Source organism: Asticcacaulis aquaticus (genome assembly GCF_028550415.1).
Classification (GTDB): Bacteria; Pseudomonadota; Alphaproteobacteria; order Caulobacterales; family Caulobacteraceae; genus Asticcacaulis; species Asticcacaulis aquaticus.
In genome coordinates this window covers 61,421-76,146 of sequence record NZ_JAQQKX010000010.1, presented here as the reverse complement: position 1 = coordinate 76,146, position 14,726 = coordinate 61,421, and the positions used below count along the sequence as shown (strand labels likewise).

General features: G+C 62.3%; 8 protein-coding genes. 5 read left to right on the top strand and 3 right to left on the bottom strand.

Going from position 1 to position 14,726, the window contains the following annotated elements:
- Positions 1–43 precede the first annotated feature (43 nt).
- On the top strand, positions 44–1,633 hold the full coding sequence (locus PQU92_RS12765) for a DUF5060 domain-containing protein (protein ID WP_272748607.1): 1,590 nt from the start codon (positions 44–46) through the stop codon (positions 1,631–1,633).
- Positions 1,634–1,706: 73 nt separating this feature from the next.
- Entirely contained in the window at positions 1,707–3,308 is a 1,602-nt protein-coding gene (locus PQU92_RS12760; RefSeq protein ID WP_272748606.1) for a rhamnogalacturonidase, read from the top strand.
- Here PQU92_RS12760 and PQU92_RS12755 read toward each other — a convergent pair.
- Positions 3,301–4,032: a FadR/GntR family transcriptional regulator gene (locus PQU92_RS12755; protein ID WP_272748605.1), complete on the bottom strand. Its 732-nt coding sequence runs from the start codon at positions 4,030–4,032 to the stop codon at positions 3,301–3,303. The two genes, PQU92_RS12760 and PQU92_RS12755, sit on opposite strands and share 8 nt — an antisense overlap.
- Positions 4,033–4,241: 209 nt before the next feature.
- Between PQU92_RS12755 and PQU92_RS12750 the strand changes: the two genes are divergently transcribed.
- The 3 genes from PQU92_RS12750 (at position 4,242) to PQU92_RS12740 (ending at position 8,791) form a co-directional block, all read left to right on the top strand.
- Positions 4,242–5,381: a mandelate racemase/muconate lactonizing enzyme family protein gene (locus PQU92_RS12750; protein ID WP_272748604.1), complete on the top strand. Its 1,140-nt coding sequence runs from the start codon at positions 4,242–4,244 to the stop codon at positions 5,379–5,381.
- A gap of 123 nt (positions 5,382–5,504) precedes the next feature.
- Positions 5,505–6,794, top strand: coding sequence for an MFS transporter (locus PQU92_RS12745; RefSeq protein ID WP_272748603.1), 1,290 nt, complete (start codon positions 5,505–5,507; stop codon positions 6,792–6,794).
- A complete protein-coding gene (locus PQU92_RS12740) occupies positions 6,794–8,791 on the top strand; it encodes a right-handed parallel beta-helix repeat-containing protein (RefSeq protein ID WP_272748602.1) in 1,998 nt (665 codons plus the stop codon). Before PQU92_RS12745 ends, PQU92_RS12740 begins: the two co-directional genes overlap by 1 nt.
- A gap of 277 nt (positions 8,792–9,068) precedes the next feature.
- Here the strand turns inward: PQU92_RS12740 and PQU92_RS12735 are convergent, their stop codons facing one another.
- The gene (locus PQU92_RS12735) at positions 9,069–11,132 is read right to left on the bottom strand and encodes a glycoside hydrolase family 2 protein (RefSeq protein ID WP_272748601.1); all 2,064 of its coding nucleotides are present in this window, start codon (positions 11,130–11,132) and stop codon (positions 9,069–9,071) included.
- 11 nt (positions 11,133–11,143) lie between these two features.
- Entirely contained in the window at positions 11,144–14,593 is a 3,450-nt protein-coding gene (locus tag PQU92_RS12730) for a malectin domain-containing carbohydrate-binding protein (protein ID WP_272748600.1), read from the bottom strand.
- Between the last annotated feature and the right edge of the window lie 133 nt (positions 14,594–14,726).

Here is a 14,726-nt window from a genome sequence, read left to right as displayed (position 1 = left end):
TCACCGCGCCTGAAAAAAACATAACATATATGAGGAGACGACCATGTCCTTTACCCGACGCGCCGCCTTCACCCTGCCGGTTGGGCTCTATGCGACCGCCGCCTTTGCCGCGCCCAAAAAGACGACGACACCCGCCGCACCTGCGCTGGAACGCTGGGGTCTGTACGAGATCAGCCTGAAAGGCCCTGACACCGGCAACCCGTTCCTCGACGTCGATCTGAGCGCCGACTTCACCGACGGTGCCGAGGTCGTGCGCGTGCCGGGCTTCTACGACGGCGACGGGGATTACCGCATCCGGTTCAGCCCGCCGAAGACCGGCACCTGGCGCTGGGTGACCAAAAGCAACGTCACGGCGCTGGACGGCCAGACCGGTCAGGCCGAAGCCAGCGCCCCGTCGAACACCAATCACGGGCCCGTAAAGGTGACGCTCGACGGCTATCACTTCGCCTATGCCGACGGCACGCCCTTCCGTCAGATCGGCACCACCTGCTACGCCTGGGCCCAGCAATCGGACGAACGCTGCGCGCAGACGATCAAAACCCTGACCGGTTCGCCCTATAACAAGCTGCGCATGTGCGTCTTCCCCAACGTCGCTGCCGAGCCGATCCATCCGTTCGTGCAAACGGGTACAGGCGACCGCGACTGGGACGGTACGCGCTTCAACCCCGCCTATTTCCGTCGCTTCGAATCGCGCGTCAAAAGCCTGCTCGATATCGGGGTCGAGGCCGACATCATCATCTTCCATCCCTATGACGAAAAGCGCGGCTTCTCGGATCAGAACCGCGTCCACGACGAACGCTATCTGCGCTACCTGATCGCGCGCCTGTCGGCGTTCCGTAATGTCTGGTGGTCGGCGGCGAACGAATACGACGACATCAAGACCAAGTCGATGGCCGACTGGGACCACATTCTGGAACTGCTGCAGTCCGAAGATCCGCACCACCGCCTGCGCTCGATCCACAATATCAAGGTGCTGTACGACAACAACAAGCCGTGGATTACCCATGCCTCGGTGCAGAACGGGACGGCGGTGCTCGATGACCGCACGGCGGAAACCTATCGCAGCGTGTGGAAGAAACCGGTCATTTTCGATGAGGTCTGCTACGAAGGCGACATCGCGCTGCGCTGGGGCAATCTGAGCGGTCAGGAAATGGTCATGCGCTTCTGGCACGGCCATATCGCCGGGACCTATGTCGGCCATTCGGAGACCTATACACCGGACAAGTCGGGTGCCGACGGCTCGTGGCTGGGTAAAGGCGGGACGATGCTCGGCACCGCAACGCCGCGCCTCGCCTTCCTTAAAAAGGTCATGGAGGACGGCCCGGCTCCCGGCATCGACCCGATCGACAAGTGGTGGGAGCGCCACGTCGGCGGCAAGGAAGGCCGCTATTATCTGCGCTATTTCGGCGATCAGGCCCCCGCAGAATGGGCCGTCGACCTGCCGCGCAACGGGCTGAAAGGCGGTGAACAGTTCAGGGTCGACGTGCTCGATACCTGGAACATGACCGTCACCCCGGTCGAGGGCGTCTTTACCATGGCCAAGAAGGACAACTATAATTTCCACGACCCGGCCCGTCCGACGATTAAGCTGTCCGGTAACAAGTGGATGGCCGTGCGCATTACGCGGGTTTAGGCCTGCGAAAAAGATTGATCCAAAAACATAATATATATTATGAAGACGGAAAGATTATAAACGGGGAATCCTCATGACGCTCGACCGCCGCCAGCTCGCCCTGAGCCTCGTGACCACTCTGGCGGTCGCGCCGTCGCTGGTTCGGGCCGCCACGTCGGCGTTTTTCGATGTCAAAACCTTCGGGGCGCGCGGCGACGGCAAGGCAATCGACAGCGACGCCATCAACAAAGCCATTCTGGCCGCGTATAAGGCAGGTGGCGGTACGGTCGTTGTCCCCGCGGGCCGCTATCTGTGCTTTTCCCTGCGTCTCAAGGACCGTGTGACCCTCCTTTTGTCGCCGGGTTGCGTTATCGAAGCCGCCGACACCGCCGTCCACGGGCGCAAGTACGATCTGGCCGAACAGGAACTGCTCGAACAGTTTCAGGACTATGGCATTACCCATGCCCATCCGGCTCTGATCTATGCCGATGGCGCGGTCGATATCGCCATCGTCGGGCAAGGGCTGTTCTACGGCAAGGGTCTGGTCCGCGAAGGCCCGAACGCCCGCTGGAAAGGCGTCAAGGACTGGAAATCAGCCACCGAACTCGGCCTGTCGTTACGCGATGCGCGGCGGCAGAATCCGGCGGAGGTCGCGATGGACGGCTTGGCCCACCGTACGGTCAGCCTCAAGAATTGCCGCAATGTCGTCCTGCGCGATTTCATGGTCCTGCAGGGCGGGCATTTCAGCGTCTTTGCCAATAACTGCGACAATGTCACGATCGATAATCTGCTGATCGACACCAATCGCGACGGCATCGATATCGACGGGTGCCGCAATGTGAAGGTCGTCAATTGCAAGGTCAATTCGCCGCGCGACGACGCCATCGTGCTGAAATCCAGCTATTCGCAGGGCCGCAAGATTTTCTGCGAAAATATCCTGATCTCCGGCTGCACGACCTCGGCTTTCGGCATGGGCATGGTGTTCGAGGGCACGCTGCCGAAACTGCCGGAAGGCCAGCCCTACAATAATCCCGGCGCGCTGGGGCGTATCAAGATCGGCACCGAGTCGAACGGCGGCTTCCGCAATATCCAGATCACCGACTGCCTGTGCGACCATTCGCGCGGCATCCTGATCGGGGTGGTTGACGGCGGCCTGATGGAAGACGTCACCATCTCAAACATAACCCTGCGCAACCCCGTCAACCATCCGCTGTTCGTGCGGCACGCGGCGCGTTTGCGCGCCCCCGAAGGCACCGGCATCGGCGCCATCCGTCGCATCCGCTTCTCGGACATCACCGTGACAGGCGTACAGTCGAAATTCGCCTGCGGCGTCGAAGGCATCCCCGACGGGATCATAGAGGATGTCAGCTTCAGCCACCTCCACATCACCGCCCGCGGCGGCGGCACGACCGAAGAGGCCGCGCTCAATCCGGCGGAAAAACGCGTCGCCAGCCTTGAGGTCAACCATATGGCCCCCCTGCCGGCCTATGGGCTGTTCGCGCGCTTTGCCCGCAATGTGACGGTGCGCGACTCGACCTTCGACACAGAGACCCCTGATGCGCGTCCGGCCATCGTCTTCGACCGGGTGACCGGCGGCGTGGTCGAGGGTCTGCGGTCGGTGCGTGACCCGAAAGAGGCCGTGGTCCTGCGCGATTGCCGCGACATCAGCGTAGAAGGCGTGACAAGGATCAGCTGATGACCTTGGGGCGGCGCTTGCGCCACGACGATTCGATATGGTCACGCATGGCGCGGGCCGCCCCATCAGGGTCGCGCGCCAGAATGGCGTCATAGACCTTCTGGTGTGCGTCGTGCGTGTCGCGGATATGTTCGACGCTCAGTTTGCCGGCATAGGCGAAGTTGCTGAGCGCCCGGCCCTGAATCCCGTCGATGATCGCCTCGCTCAGCCGGTCACCGGAAATGCGCATGATCATGTGGTGCAGCACGACGTCCTCGACGATATAGGCGGCGGGATCGGCGACCATCCCGGCCAGCTTATCCATCTGCGCCCGAAGCTCGGCCAGTTCGGCGTCAGTCGCCTTGCGCGCCACCTTGGCGGCCATCGAGGCTTCGAGTGCGACCCGTATTTCAACCAGGTTATCGAGATAGCTGAGGCCGTCCTCGCGTTGGAACAGAGCGCCCAGCACCATCGGATCGAGCCGGTTCCAGTAGGTCTCGCCCTGCACGATCGTCCCCCGGCCCTGCTGCGAAACGACCAGCCCCTTTTCGGTAAGGGCCGTCGTCGCTTCACGCACCACGGTGCGGCTGACCTCGAACATGTCGCAGAGGACGTTTTCCGGCGGCAGGGCCGACCCGGCGGGATAGACCTCCGTCACAATGGCGGTCACCAGATCTTCGACTACCGCCACCGCAAGGCGCGGACGGCGGCGGGTCTGACGGGCAGAAAAATCGTTAACGGTCAAAAATCTGTTCCTCAGGGCCGGTCAGGGCGATTCGCGCGGGATGGCACATAACTTAGCACAGCTAATAGCACATGCCACCGCGTTAGATTATGTCATACAAACCTTTATCGCCATTAAAAAACGGCAGGCGTCTTTTCATGCGCCCGCCCGTTGCCAGTCGCGCATCGCAATGTTATGTTATCATACATATTATATTGATGGCGACTCTTATGAAGATTTCTGGCTACCGCAGCCTGTCCACCGTTCACCTCTGGAACCGCGCCGTGGGCGACGTCAACGGCGTCGTGGAGTCGGGCATTACCGAGGTTCCGCTGCTGATTCTCGAAACGGATAGCGGGCTGGAAGGCGTCGGATTGGGGCCGCACGCCGAAATCACCCGCCTGTTTCCCTGCATCGAACACGAAGACCCGCGCGCCGTGGCGGCCCTGTACGACCGGATGCTGGCGCAGGTGTTCAAAAGCGGTCATGCCGGGGCTACCTTCGGGACCATCGCCGCCCTCGACATGGCCCTGTGGGACCTCAAGGCGAAAATGGCCAACGAGCCCCTGTGGCGGCTGCTGGGCGGGCGCGACCGATTCGTGCCGGGCTATGCGTCGGGTCTGTGCTACGGCCTCGACGATGCCGCCCTCATCACCCTTTACGAGCAATGGGCCGACCGGGGCTTTGCGTCGGCCAAGGTCAAGGGCGGGCGCGACCTCGACCGCGATATCCGGCGCCTGCTGATGGTGCACGACGTCATGGCCCGCAACAGCGTCCGACCGGCCCTGATGCTTGACGTCAACGAAGCCTGGAGCCGCAAGCAGGCCATCCGTCACCTGCATGAAATCGAGCGCCATATCGACCTGACCTGGATCGAGGAGCCCCTGCGCCGCTGGGACGTCGAAGGCCATGCCATGGTGGCGCGCGCCGTGAAAACCGCAGTTGCCACCGGCGAAAACCTGAGCGGGCTGGAACAGTTCACGCCCCTGCTGGGCAGCGGTGCCGTCGATGTTGTCCAGACCGGCAGCGTGTGGGGCATTACCCATTTCCTGCGTGTCGCCACCGCGGCCCATGCCCATAATCTGCCGGTATCGCCGGTCGCCTACGACACCAATCCCGTCGCCCATGCCGCCGCCACCGTGCCGAACTGCCTGAGCATCGAGCTACAGGATTTCCATGCGCCGCTGGGCCTGAGCGTCGATCAGCAGATCATCGACGGCGGGATCGTTCTGGGCGATGCCCCCGGACTGGGGATCGCGGTGGACGAAGCCGCCATCGCCGCCAACCGCCTGTCGGGACAATGGACGGTCCCCAACGGCCCGCATGTCCGGCCGGCGCGCGCGGGCCTGAGGCTAGTGCCGGAACACTGAGAACCGACACTGAGGACCGACACTGACACCAAAGGTTAAGACTAAACGCTAAATTGACAACGTCAGAGACGGGTTTAGCGCTACCATGCGCATAAGAGATAAAAACGACCCGGAGGAAACGACATGACCGAGACTGTGCCGGAGGCGCTTAGCGCGCTGCCCGATAGGCCTGCCCCTGCCCTTCCGGTGTCAGGCGGTCGGCGAATCCGCCTGCAATATTCCCTGACCCTCAGCTTCTTTGTGCTGATGGCGCTCTATTCGGGCGTACTGGGGGTTTTGCTGCCCAATCAGATCGCCGAGTTCGATCCGGCGAACAAGGCCGGGAATCTGGCGCTGCTCTTCGCCGTGACCTCGGTGTTTTCGACCCTGACGACGCCCATCGCCGGGGCCTTGTCCGACCGGACGCATACGCGCTGGGGCCGACGGTCGCCGTGGATACTGGCCGGTGCGCTGATCGGGTCGCTGGCCCTGTTCGGCGTCTCGCTGATGACCAGTTTCGCCTCGGTTCTGGTCCTGTGGGTCATGGCCGCCGTCGCCTATAATTCGATGCAGCCCGCCATGACCACGATCATCGCCGACCGCTTTCCCGAACAGACGCGCGGCGTCGTCTCCGGCTTCGTCGGTGCGGGCATGACGGCCGGATTGACGGCGGGCACCGTCGTGGCAGGCTATCTGGCCGGGGAGCGCGTCATGGCCTATGGCCTGTTTGCGCTGGCCATCGCCGCCTGCTGCATCACCTTCGTCGTCATCAACCGCGAGCCCCCGGTCCCGCGCACCGCGCCCGAAACCTTTCGTCTGGGCGTCTTTTTGAAAAGCTTCTGGATCGACCCGCGCCAGCACCCCGATTTCGCCTGGGCCTTCGCCGGGCGCTTTACCATCTATATGGGCTATCAGGCCATCGCCACCTACCTGCTCTATATCCTTCAGGACTATATCGGGCTGGGGGTCGCGCGTGCCAATACCGCCATCGCCGAGCTGGCCCTGATCACCTTCGGTTGCCTTGTCGTCTCTTCCGTGGCGTCGGGTTTTTTGTCCGACCGCCTGCAACGGCGCAAGCCCTTCGTCTTCGTCGCCAGCCTGATCATGGGCGTGGCGATGGTCGTGCCGCTGATCCTGCCCGATATGTCCGGCATGCAGATCTATGCCGCCCTGATCGGCCTCGGCTACGGGTCGTTCATGTCGATCGACATGGCCCTCATGACTCAGGTCCTGCCGAAAACCGAAGCCGGTGACGAAGGCAAGAACCTCGGCATCCTGACCACCGCCATAAATATCCCGCAGATCCTCAGCCCGGTCATGGCCGCAGTTCTGCTCAACCTGTCCGGCAATAATTACGCGGTGCTGTTCGTAGCGGCGATCATCTTCGTCTTCGGCTCGTCGCTGTGCGTCCTGCCCATCCGTTCGGTAAAATAATGCGCCTGTCTGCCCTGCTCCTGTCGTGTAGCCTCCTGTCGTTGCCCATATCGCTACCCGTCTGGGCCGAGACCGTCATCCACGTCTCGCCCACCGGCAGCGATACGGGCGACGGTACGGCTCAGAAACCTTTCCGCACCCTGCCTCGCACCCAGACCGCCGTGCGTAAGGCCAATGCGAAGGACGATGTCGTGGTCGTGCTGGGCGACGGCACCTATGCCCTGAACGCGCCGCTCGTCTTCACCGCCGCCGACGGCGGGAAAAACGGCCACAGCGTAACATGGCGTGCCGCCGAAGGGGCGACGCCGTTGATTTCCGGCGGGTTCACGGTCACCGGCTTCACGCTGGTCGATGCCGATAAGCGCCTCTACGTCGCCAATGTGCCCAAGGGCACCGACGCGCGTCAACTCTGGGTCGATGACGTGCTGGCCGAACGGCCCTTCATCGAGATCAAGCCCGAAGATCTCGAATACTCGGCTACGGGTTTCACGATCAAAAATCCCAAGCTGGCCTATATCGCCGACCTCAAACACCCGGCGCGGCTGGAGGTCGAGGCGACCGGCATCTTCACCGACCGGTACGCCCCGGTAAAGTCGATCGACGGGCAGGTGGTCACCATGCAACAACCGGCGTGGGACAACAACACCTGGGGCTACGACACCCTGACCAAACCCTTCTTCGCCAACGAGTCGCACCTGTTCCTCGTCAACGCGCCGGAGTTCTTCGGCAAGGTCAATCAGTGGCACTCGCGCCCCTATCAGTGGTTCGTCAGCCCCGAAGAGGGCAAGCTTTACTTGCGCGCCGCGCTCGACGCCGATGTAGCGAAACTGACCGTCACCCTGCCGCGGCTTGAAGTACTGATCAGCATTTCCGGAACCGTGGACAAACCGGTCGAGAACCTGACCTTCGAAGGCCTGCGCTTTTCCTACACCTCATGGATGGGGCCGTCGCAGCCGACGGGCTACGCCAACCAGCAAAGCGGCGCGTTTCTGAAAGAGGTGTCGCCGGTTCGGCCCTCTGAGGCGTGGAAGGTGTGCGGCTGGGGCTGCGCCGACTTCGAGCGCATGCGCCTGAAATGGAACCAGATTCCCGCCGCAATTCAGGTCTCCGCCGCCCGTAACATCACCTTTGCCCGTAACACCTTCTCGCAACTGGGTCAGGTCGGGCTCGGCATCGGCAACGACGCCAATGCGCACCTGTCAGGCGTCGGTCTGGCCACACAAAACATCCGCGTCACGCGTAACCGCTTCGCCGTCCTGTCGGGCAGTGCTATCATGGCCGGTGGCATCCAGACCCCGGCGCACCACCCGGACGATCCGCGCCTGATCAGCCAGAACCTCGTCATCGAGGACAACTGGATCACCACGGTGTCGCAGGACTACAAGGACAATGCCGCCGTCCTGACCACCTATATCGACGGCGCTCAGATCCGGCATAACGACATTTCCGACGCGCCCTATGACGCCATCGCGGTCGGTTGGGGCTGGGGTTACAATGACGCCGGCGGCAATCCGAACTACGACAAGAAGCAGAAGGGCTATCTGCACAATCCGGTCTTTGATACCCCGACGACGCTGAAAAATACCGTCATCGAAGGCAACCGCATTCACGGCGTTAAGCAGTGGTACATGGACGGCGGTGCGATCTATAACCTGTCGGCCAATCCGAACGCGGTCATCCGCAACAACTATATCGCCGACATCAACAACAAGGTCGCCCTCTATCTCGATGAAGGCTCAAAGCACTTCCTGATCGAGAATAACGTCGTCGACACCCAGGGCATGTGGCTGAACATCAATACCGCAGGCAAGGAATATCTGAAGCGGATTTCGTCGAACAATACGGCGCGCCACAACTGGCACAATTCGATCAAGACCGGCGGCCGCTGGCTGAAAGAGATCGATAATGTCGCCGACGACAATTATCTGCTGCCGGACAAGAACTGGCCGCCCGAAGCGCAGGCCGTCATCCGTAATGCCGGGGTCCGGCCCGAATAAAAAAACGGAGGGCGATGCCGCCCTCCGATGGAAAGGATCACATATCAATCCGTGGCCGGAAGATGCACGACACGGGGCCACAACCCTGAACCTCCCGGCGGCAAAATCAGGATTTCGCACACCGGAAACAGGGGTCGCAAGTATGTGATCCGCTCCCTTCCGGAGAGGGATGAGGCGCCGGAAACGACCGAATCGATACTTGCCACCTTGATGATAAATTCATAATACAACATTCAATTACATGCAATACATATAATATGTAATATGTTTGTATGATTTATAGGCCGCCCGTCCGCGCCGTCCATTGCCAGACCACCGAATCCGTCACCGCGCCTGCCGTCGCCGTGACGGTATTATCGCCTTCGATCAGTTCTATATCCCATGTGGCGATGTGATCATCGGGCTTTTTGGGCGACAACCGCTGGCCGTTGAAAGTCAGGCTCACCTCGGGCTGATTGGTATAGATCTTCACTGTGACGAACTTTGCGCGTTTCGGCGTGTCACGGCGGCTGGTGATATGCACCATCGGCGCTTCGGACCAGTTAGCCTGATACCAGTACCAGGCGTCCTTGCGCACCTTGCGGTCCTCGGTGACGAGGCCCTTGTCGTTGATCGCGGGGCGATCGCCCTCGTTACGGCGGAAGGACGGAAAGTCGAAGGCCAGCCAGATGAAGTTCGACCACAGATAGGGCCGCTTGTTCAGTTCGCGCCAGTTGGCCTCGTGATAGAGCGCCTGATACTGCTCCGGGTGCCAGTAGCTTTGCGGCACGGTGCGTTTCGGCGGGTCTTCCTGATGCTTGATACTCGCCCCGGCTCCGTATTCCGACACCCCAAGGATACGGTCGGGATACTTGGCGTGCAGGTCATCGGCCCATTTGCCCATGTCGGCGTGTTCACCCCAGTACCAGCCGAAATAGCGGTTATAGGAGATGGTGTCGGAATGGTTGGCGATGGCGTCGTTGTCATCAAGGCAACAGTGAGCGTAATTGGTCGGACGGTAGGGGTCCATGCCCTTGGCGGTCGCCTGAAGACCGGCCAGCACGGCGTTCGACTGCGGGCTTGAGACGCGCAGTTCGTTGCCTAGTCCCCAGGTCGCGACCGACGGGTGATTGTAGTTCTGCGCCACCAGTTCGCGCATCTGCGCGACCGTTGTGTCGCGGAAGGCGTCCGAATTATCGATCTCATCGACCAGCGGCACCTCGGTGGTGATCAGTATGCCGCGCCGGTCCGCCTCTTCATAGACCTTTTTCGGGTGCTGCATGTGAGCCAGACGCAGGGCGGTGACGCCCATCTCGTCCATGATCTGCATGTCCTCGGCAATCTCGGCGTCGGAAACGGCAGTGCCTTTGCCGTAGCGTCCCGGCTGCTGCATATTGGTGCCGTAGATGCGGTAAGGCTTGCCATTGAGGCGGAACGTGCCGGTCTTATCGACGGCGACCGTGCGAATCCCCAAGGGCGCTGCCACCGTGTCGCGCCTGCCGTTGGCGGTGACGCTTACCTCGACGCGATAGAGGTACGGATCGGCGCGTCCGGCCCATAGACGCGCCCTGGCGATCCTCAGAGCGGTTTCGACCGGCAGGGTCTGACCGGCCATAAGATCATGACGCGTGGTTCCCATCGCTACGACCTTGCCGGTAGCATCGAGGATGCGCGTCGAGACGGTGGCCTTGACAGGTGCCGCGCGGTCGTTGGTCAGCAGGGTTTTGACACCGATCATGGCCTTCGGCGCGATAGCCTTGGTCGTCACATAGATCCCCGGCCCGCCGTGGTCGCCAAGACTTATATGCGCCTCCGGCACGCTGATCAGCGACACCTTGCGATACAGGCCGCCGAAGACGATGAAGTCGCCGGTCAGGGGCGCAATATGGGGAAAACGCCTATTGTCGACGCGCACGGCGATGAGGTTCTTGCCCGGTTTCAAGGCCGGTGTGATATCGAAGCGAAAGGCGGCATAGCCGCCGTCGTGACGCCCGATGGACTGTCCATTGACCCACAGTTCGGTGACCAGAGCCGCGCCGTCGAAATTGAGCACATAGCGGCGGCCCGCTTCCGGCGTCAGGTCGAGCATCCTGCGATACCAGCCCGGCCCGCGGTAATAGCTGCCCTCCGTTTCACCGCGCGCCTTATCGCCGCCCGAACCGGCATCCCCGGCATTGAAGGTGTGCGGCAAGGTCACCGCCTGCCACCCTGTGTCGTCGAACTCCGTGTCTTTGGCCGCCGGGACGTCCTGACGCACGAAGCGCCAGCCGTCGTCGAGGGGCGTTTCGACGCGCTGGGCCAGCACCGTCAGGGGCATCACGATCAGAACCGTGCAAACGGCCATTACACGTACCCAGTTCATGCGGTGTCTCCTTATTTGACGATGACGTAATCGACGGCCACAGCCCCCTCGACGCGCAGGCTCAGCCGGTAGGTTCCGGCATTGATCAGCGAAGGGGTTTCGATGACCGCCTCGGCCCAGCCGTCGCTGACCGCGAAGGTCACCGGCAGGTCGGCAACCTCGATGCCGCTCATATCGGTGAGGATCACACGGGCCGTTAACGGGGCGGTGGCCTGATAGCGGAAGGTGTAGGCCTGACGGCTGGCGGCACCGGTCGTGACGCTCCATTCCGCGCTGCCGTTCGCTTCAATGGCGGCATAGGCCTGACCGGCATAGCCCTTGAGCTTCGTGGCCGCGACGGCCCCGGTCAGCTTCGCGGTTTCGGCCTCGTAAAGATTCTTGTTGCGCGCAAAGGTGAACACCCCCGGCGCAAACGGCAACGGCAGAGCCCGGCGAACCAGCAGCGGCAAGGCGGCGGGCACGCTCACGGTTTCACCCGCCTTGACGCGACGGGTAACGAAGGCAAATCCACGCGCCTTGAGGTCCGTCGGTGCCCATCCGTCAGGGGACGCCGTGCCGTCCGGCAGCGCCAGATAGAGCGCGCTGTCGAGGCGTACCTGCACCGTCGTATTGCCGGTTGCCGACGCGCTTTCGGGAGGCACCCAGTCGCTGTCGAGCACGGCGGGCGGTAGTCCGGCCCAGCGCTGATCGCCGGTCACGTAGATCGTTTCGCCGTTATCGAGGAAGGCACGGCCCTGACCCGCGATCAGGTCGGTGCCGTCGGGCGGCGCCTCGCTCCCCTTGCCACGGATAGCGATCGCCGCGATGACCGCCTGCCCTGCCGTGACGCGCGGGAAGTGGATGCGCAGTTCGCCGTTTTCAGCCTTGGCCCGCACGACCTTGGTCATCGCCTTGCCGAACCCGGCCTCGGCATAGAGGTCGAGGTTTTTCACCACCGTCCGGCCATTGACCGCGACATCGAAGACGCGCCAGCCCCTGGCGTCGATCCCGGCGCGGCCATACCACGGCTCGGCAAAGTGCAGTTCGATCTCGTACGTCCCATCGGGCACACTGAACCGGTATTGCAGCCGGTCGCGCCCGAAACGGTAGGTACGGTACAGATCGCCGTCCGCCGTCCCCGCGATTTCGTCATAGCCGATACGACGGCTGCCCAGCGCCGGATCAAGGTCGGGATAATCGTCGCCCCAGCTTTGCCAACCCCAGCTTTTTTCATTTTTGGGGGCGCCCTCGACCCAGTGCCGGTCGCCCAGCCACAGATTTCCCGCCGCATCGCGATAATCCGGCCCCCCGGCATTGACCCGGTAAAGATAGGCGCGGGTATCGGCTTTGGCGGCAAGCGGAACCACCCCCGGCGCGTCGGGCAGATAATGCAGGCGGATCAGGTCGCGCGCCGCCGTCTTGCCGCCATTGCGACACACGGCGGACAGCCGGTTATAGCGCACCTCGACCCCATCCCAGCGGAAGGGCGCACCGTCCGCCGGACGCGCGCGCCACCCCAGCGACAGGGTGTTGTTCGCATCGTTGAACAGCTCGACCGTATCGCAGTTCGAATAGACCTCGATACCCGACTTCACGCCCGGCTCGATCCAGCGGTCCGGCCAGGTCGGCGAGACGATATAGACCATCGGTTCTTTCACTGTCTTGGCCCGATACATATAGAAGGCGTCGGTCGGCTCGCCCCACAGGGTCAGCAGTCCCTTGTTGTTCGACGGCCCGACCTGCTCCAGCGGGCGGATGCCGTCGAAGATCTGTGTTCCGTCGGCGCGCATCAGACGGCCCGGGTTTTCATGCGTGGTCAAAAGCCAGTGGAAATCGCCGACCGCCTGACCCTCGACAGACAGGGCCTGCCGCGCCTTTTTCTCCAGCAGCGCCGCCGCGGCGCTTTCGCTGAACGCGCCCCCCTTGAACGGAGCCTCGGCGTGCCAGCCGAGCGAGCGCCACGCGCCGTATTCGCCGACCAGACCCTGCTTTTTCAGTTCCTCGGCATAGCGATCCGGATTGCCGCCATAGGTGCCGGACCAGTTCTGCGGCACGTTCCAGTCGGTCCCCTCGCCGCCATTGCACGACACGATCAGGCGCTCGACCGAAGCCATCGGATCGTGCTCGCGGATGATATTCATCACCTCACGCGCAAAATCCGGTGGCAGTTTCGACTCGTTCTGTAGCCCCCACAGGAACAGGGCCGGGTTGTTGCGCCGCTCGCGTACCCAGTCAGCGGCCAGCGCCTTGAAATTGGCGCGAAAGGCGTCGTTGTCGAACCAGACGTGCGCCGAAAACTGCGTCCACCACAAAATGCCGTCGCGGGCGAAATGGTCCTGATAGCGCAGATTGTGCGGATAGTGCGCGTCGCGAAAGGCGTTGAAGCCGCCCGCCTTCACCATGCTGACACGGGCAGCGACCTGCGCGTCGGTAAAGGCCTGAGACGCCCCCAGATGATGCTCGTACTCGGCGACACCGTGGACATAAAACGGCTTGCCGTTGATCAGCAACTGTCGTGCGCTATCCTTTGTCCCGGTGATCTCAACCGTGCGCAGACCGGTCGTCGTTACGGTCTCATCGACCACCTTGCCGTTTTCACTCAAACGCGTGCGCAAGGTGTAGAGATAGGGCGTTTCCGGCGACCACAGATGCGGATTTCTGATCTCCGGCAAGGCCTGCTCGAAGTGGCCCTCGGCGCCGGCGCCGAGCATATGCGGTGTGGTGACCGTCGCCACCACCTTGCCCCCGGCATCGATCACGTCGCTGGTCAAGGTAAAGTCGCGCCGACGATCCGACGCGTTCTGCAACTCGCTGCGTACCGTCAGTTGCGCGCGGCGAGCGTCGATCCGCCCCGGCCCGCCCCAGACATAGGCCCCGAACGGGCGAACGCGTAAACTGTTGGTCCTGATCACATGCACGGGTCGGAAAATGCCCAGGGGCTGCGAGCCTTCGGCAAAGCCGTTTTCGGGCTGATCGTCGCCGGGCACCCACGGCAAATCCTTGATACCGTCAGGATTTTCAGCCCGCACGACCAGCAGGTTTTTACCCGGTTTCGCGGCGCGCGTCATATCCAGCGTAAAGCTGATCAGACCACCCCCGTGCTTTCCGACCACCTGACCGTTCAGATAGACCGTGGCATAGGCATTGACGCCTTCGAACATCAGAAACAGGCGCTCGTCCGCACCCACCTTCGGCAGATCGATCGTCTTGCGATACCAGGCGACCCCATGCAGCGTCCCACGCACCACCTGTCGGTTATAGCTGTAACCCTGCCAGTTGTGAGGGACTTCGACGTCCTGCCATGTCGCGTCGTCGAAAGCCGTCGCCTGATAGGCACCGTCCGCGCCCGGCGTTTGCCCCTTGTCGTCGGTGACGAACAGCGCGGACCGCCACGTCCCGTGGAGACGCGTCTCTTCACGTGGCGCGGCCTGAACCGTCACGGATATCAAACTTAGCAGGGCCACGAGCCACCACCGGATCATGTTTCCTCACCGCCTTAAGAGGGTGTTTGGGTCTTGGTACGGCCAAGCCGCTACATCGTCAATATAATATGTATTATATCTATACAGCTAAACGTCGCTCGGTTAGGGTCGATGAAAACAAGAGGGGGCATTC

Coding starts and splice junctions, on each gene's coding strand:
- PQU92_RS12745 (WP_272748603.1), top strand. CDS start 5,505: ATGACCGAGACTGTGCCGGAGGCGCTTAGCGCGCTGCCCGATAGGCCT.
- PQU92_RS12735 (WP_272748601.1), bottom strand. CDS start 11,132: ATGAACTGGGTACGTGTAATGGCCGTTTGCACGGTTCTGATCGTGATG.
- PQU92_RS12730 (WP_272748600.1), bottom strand. CDS start 14,593: ATGATCCGGTGGTGGCTCGTGGCCCTGCTAAGTTTGATATCCGTGACG.
- PQU92_RS12760 (WP_272748606.1), top strand. CDS start 1,707: ATGACGCTCGACCGCCGCCAGCTCGCCCTGAGCCTCGTGACCACTCTG.
- PQU92_RS12765 (WP_272748607.1), top strand. CDS start 44: ATGTCCTTTACCCGACGCGCCGCCTTCACCCTGCCGGTTGGGCTCTAT.
- PQU92_RS12750 (WP_272748604.1), top strand. CDS start 4,242: ATGAAGATTTCTGGCTACCGCAGCCTGTCCACCGTTCACCTCTGGAAC.
- PQU92_RS12740 (WP_272748602.1), top strand. CDS start 6,794: ATGCGCCTGTCTGCCCTGCTCCTGTCGTGTAGCCTCCTGTCGTTGCCC.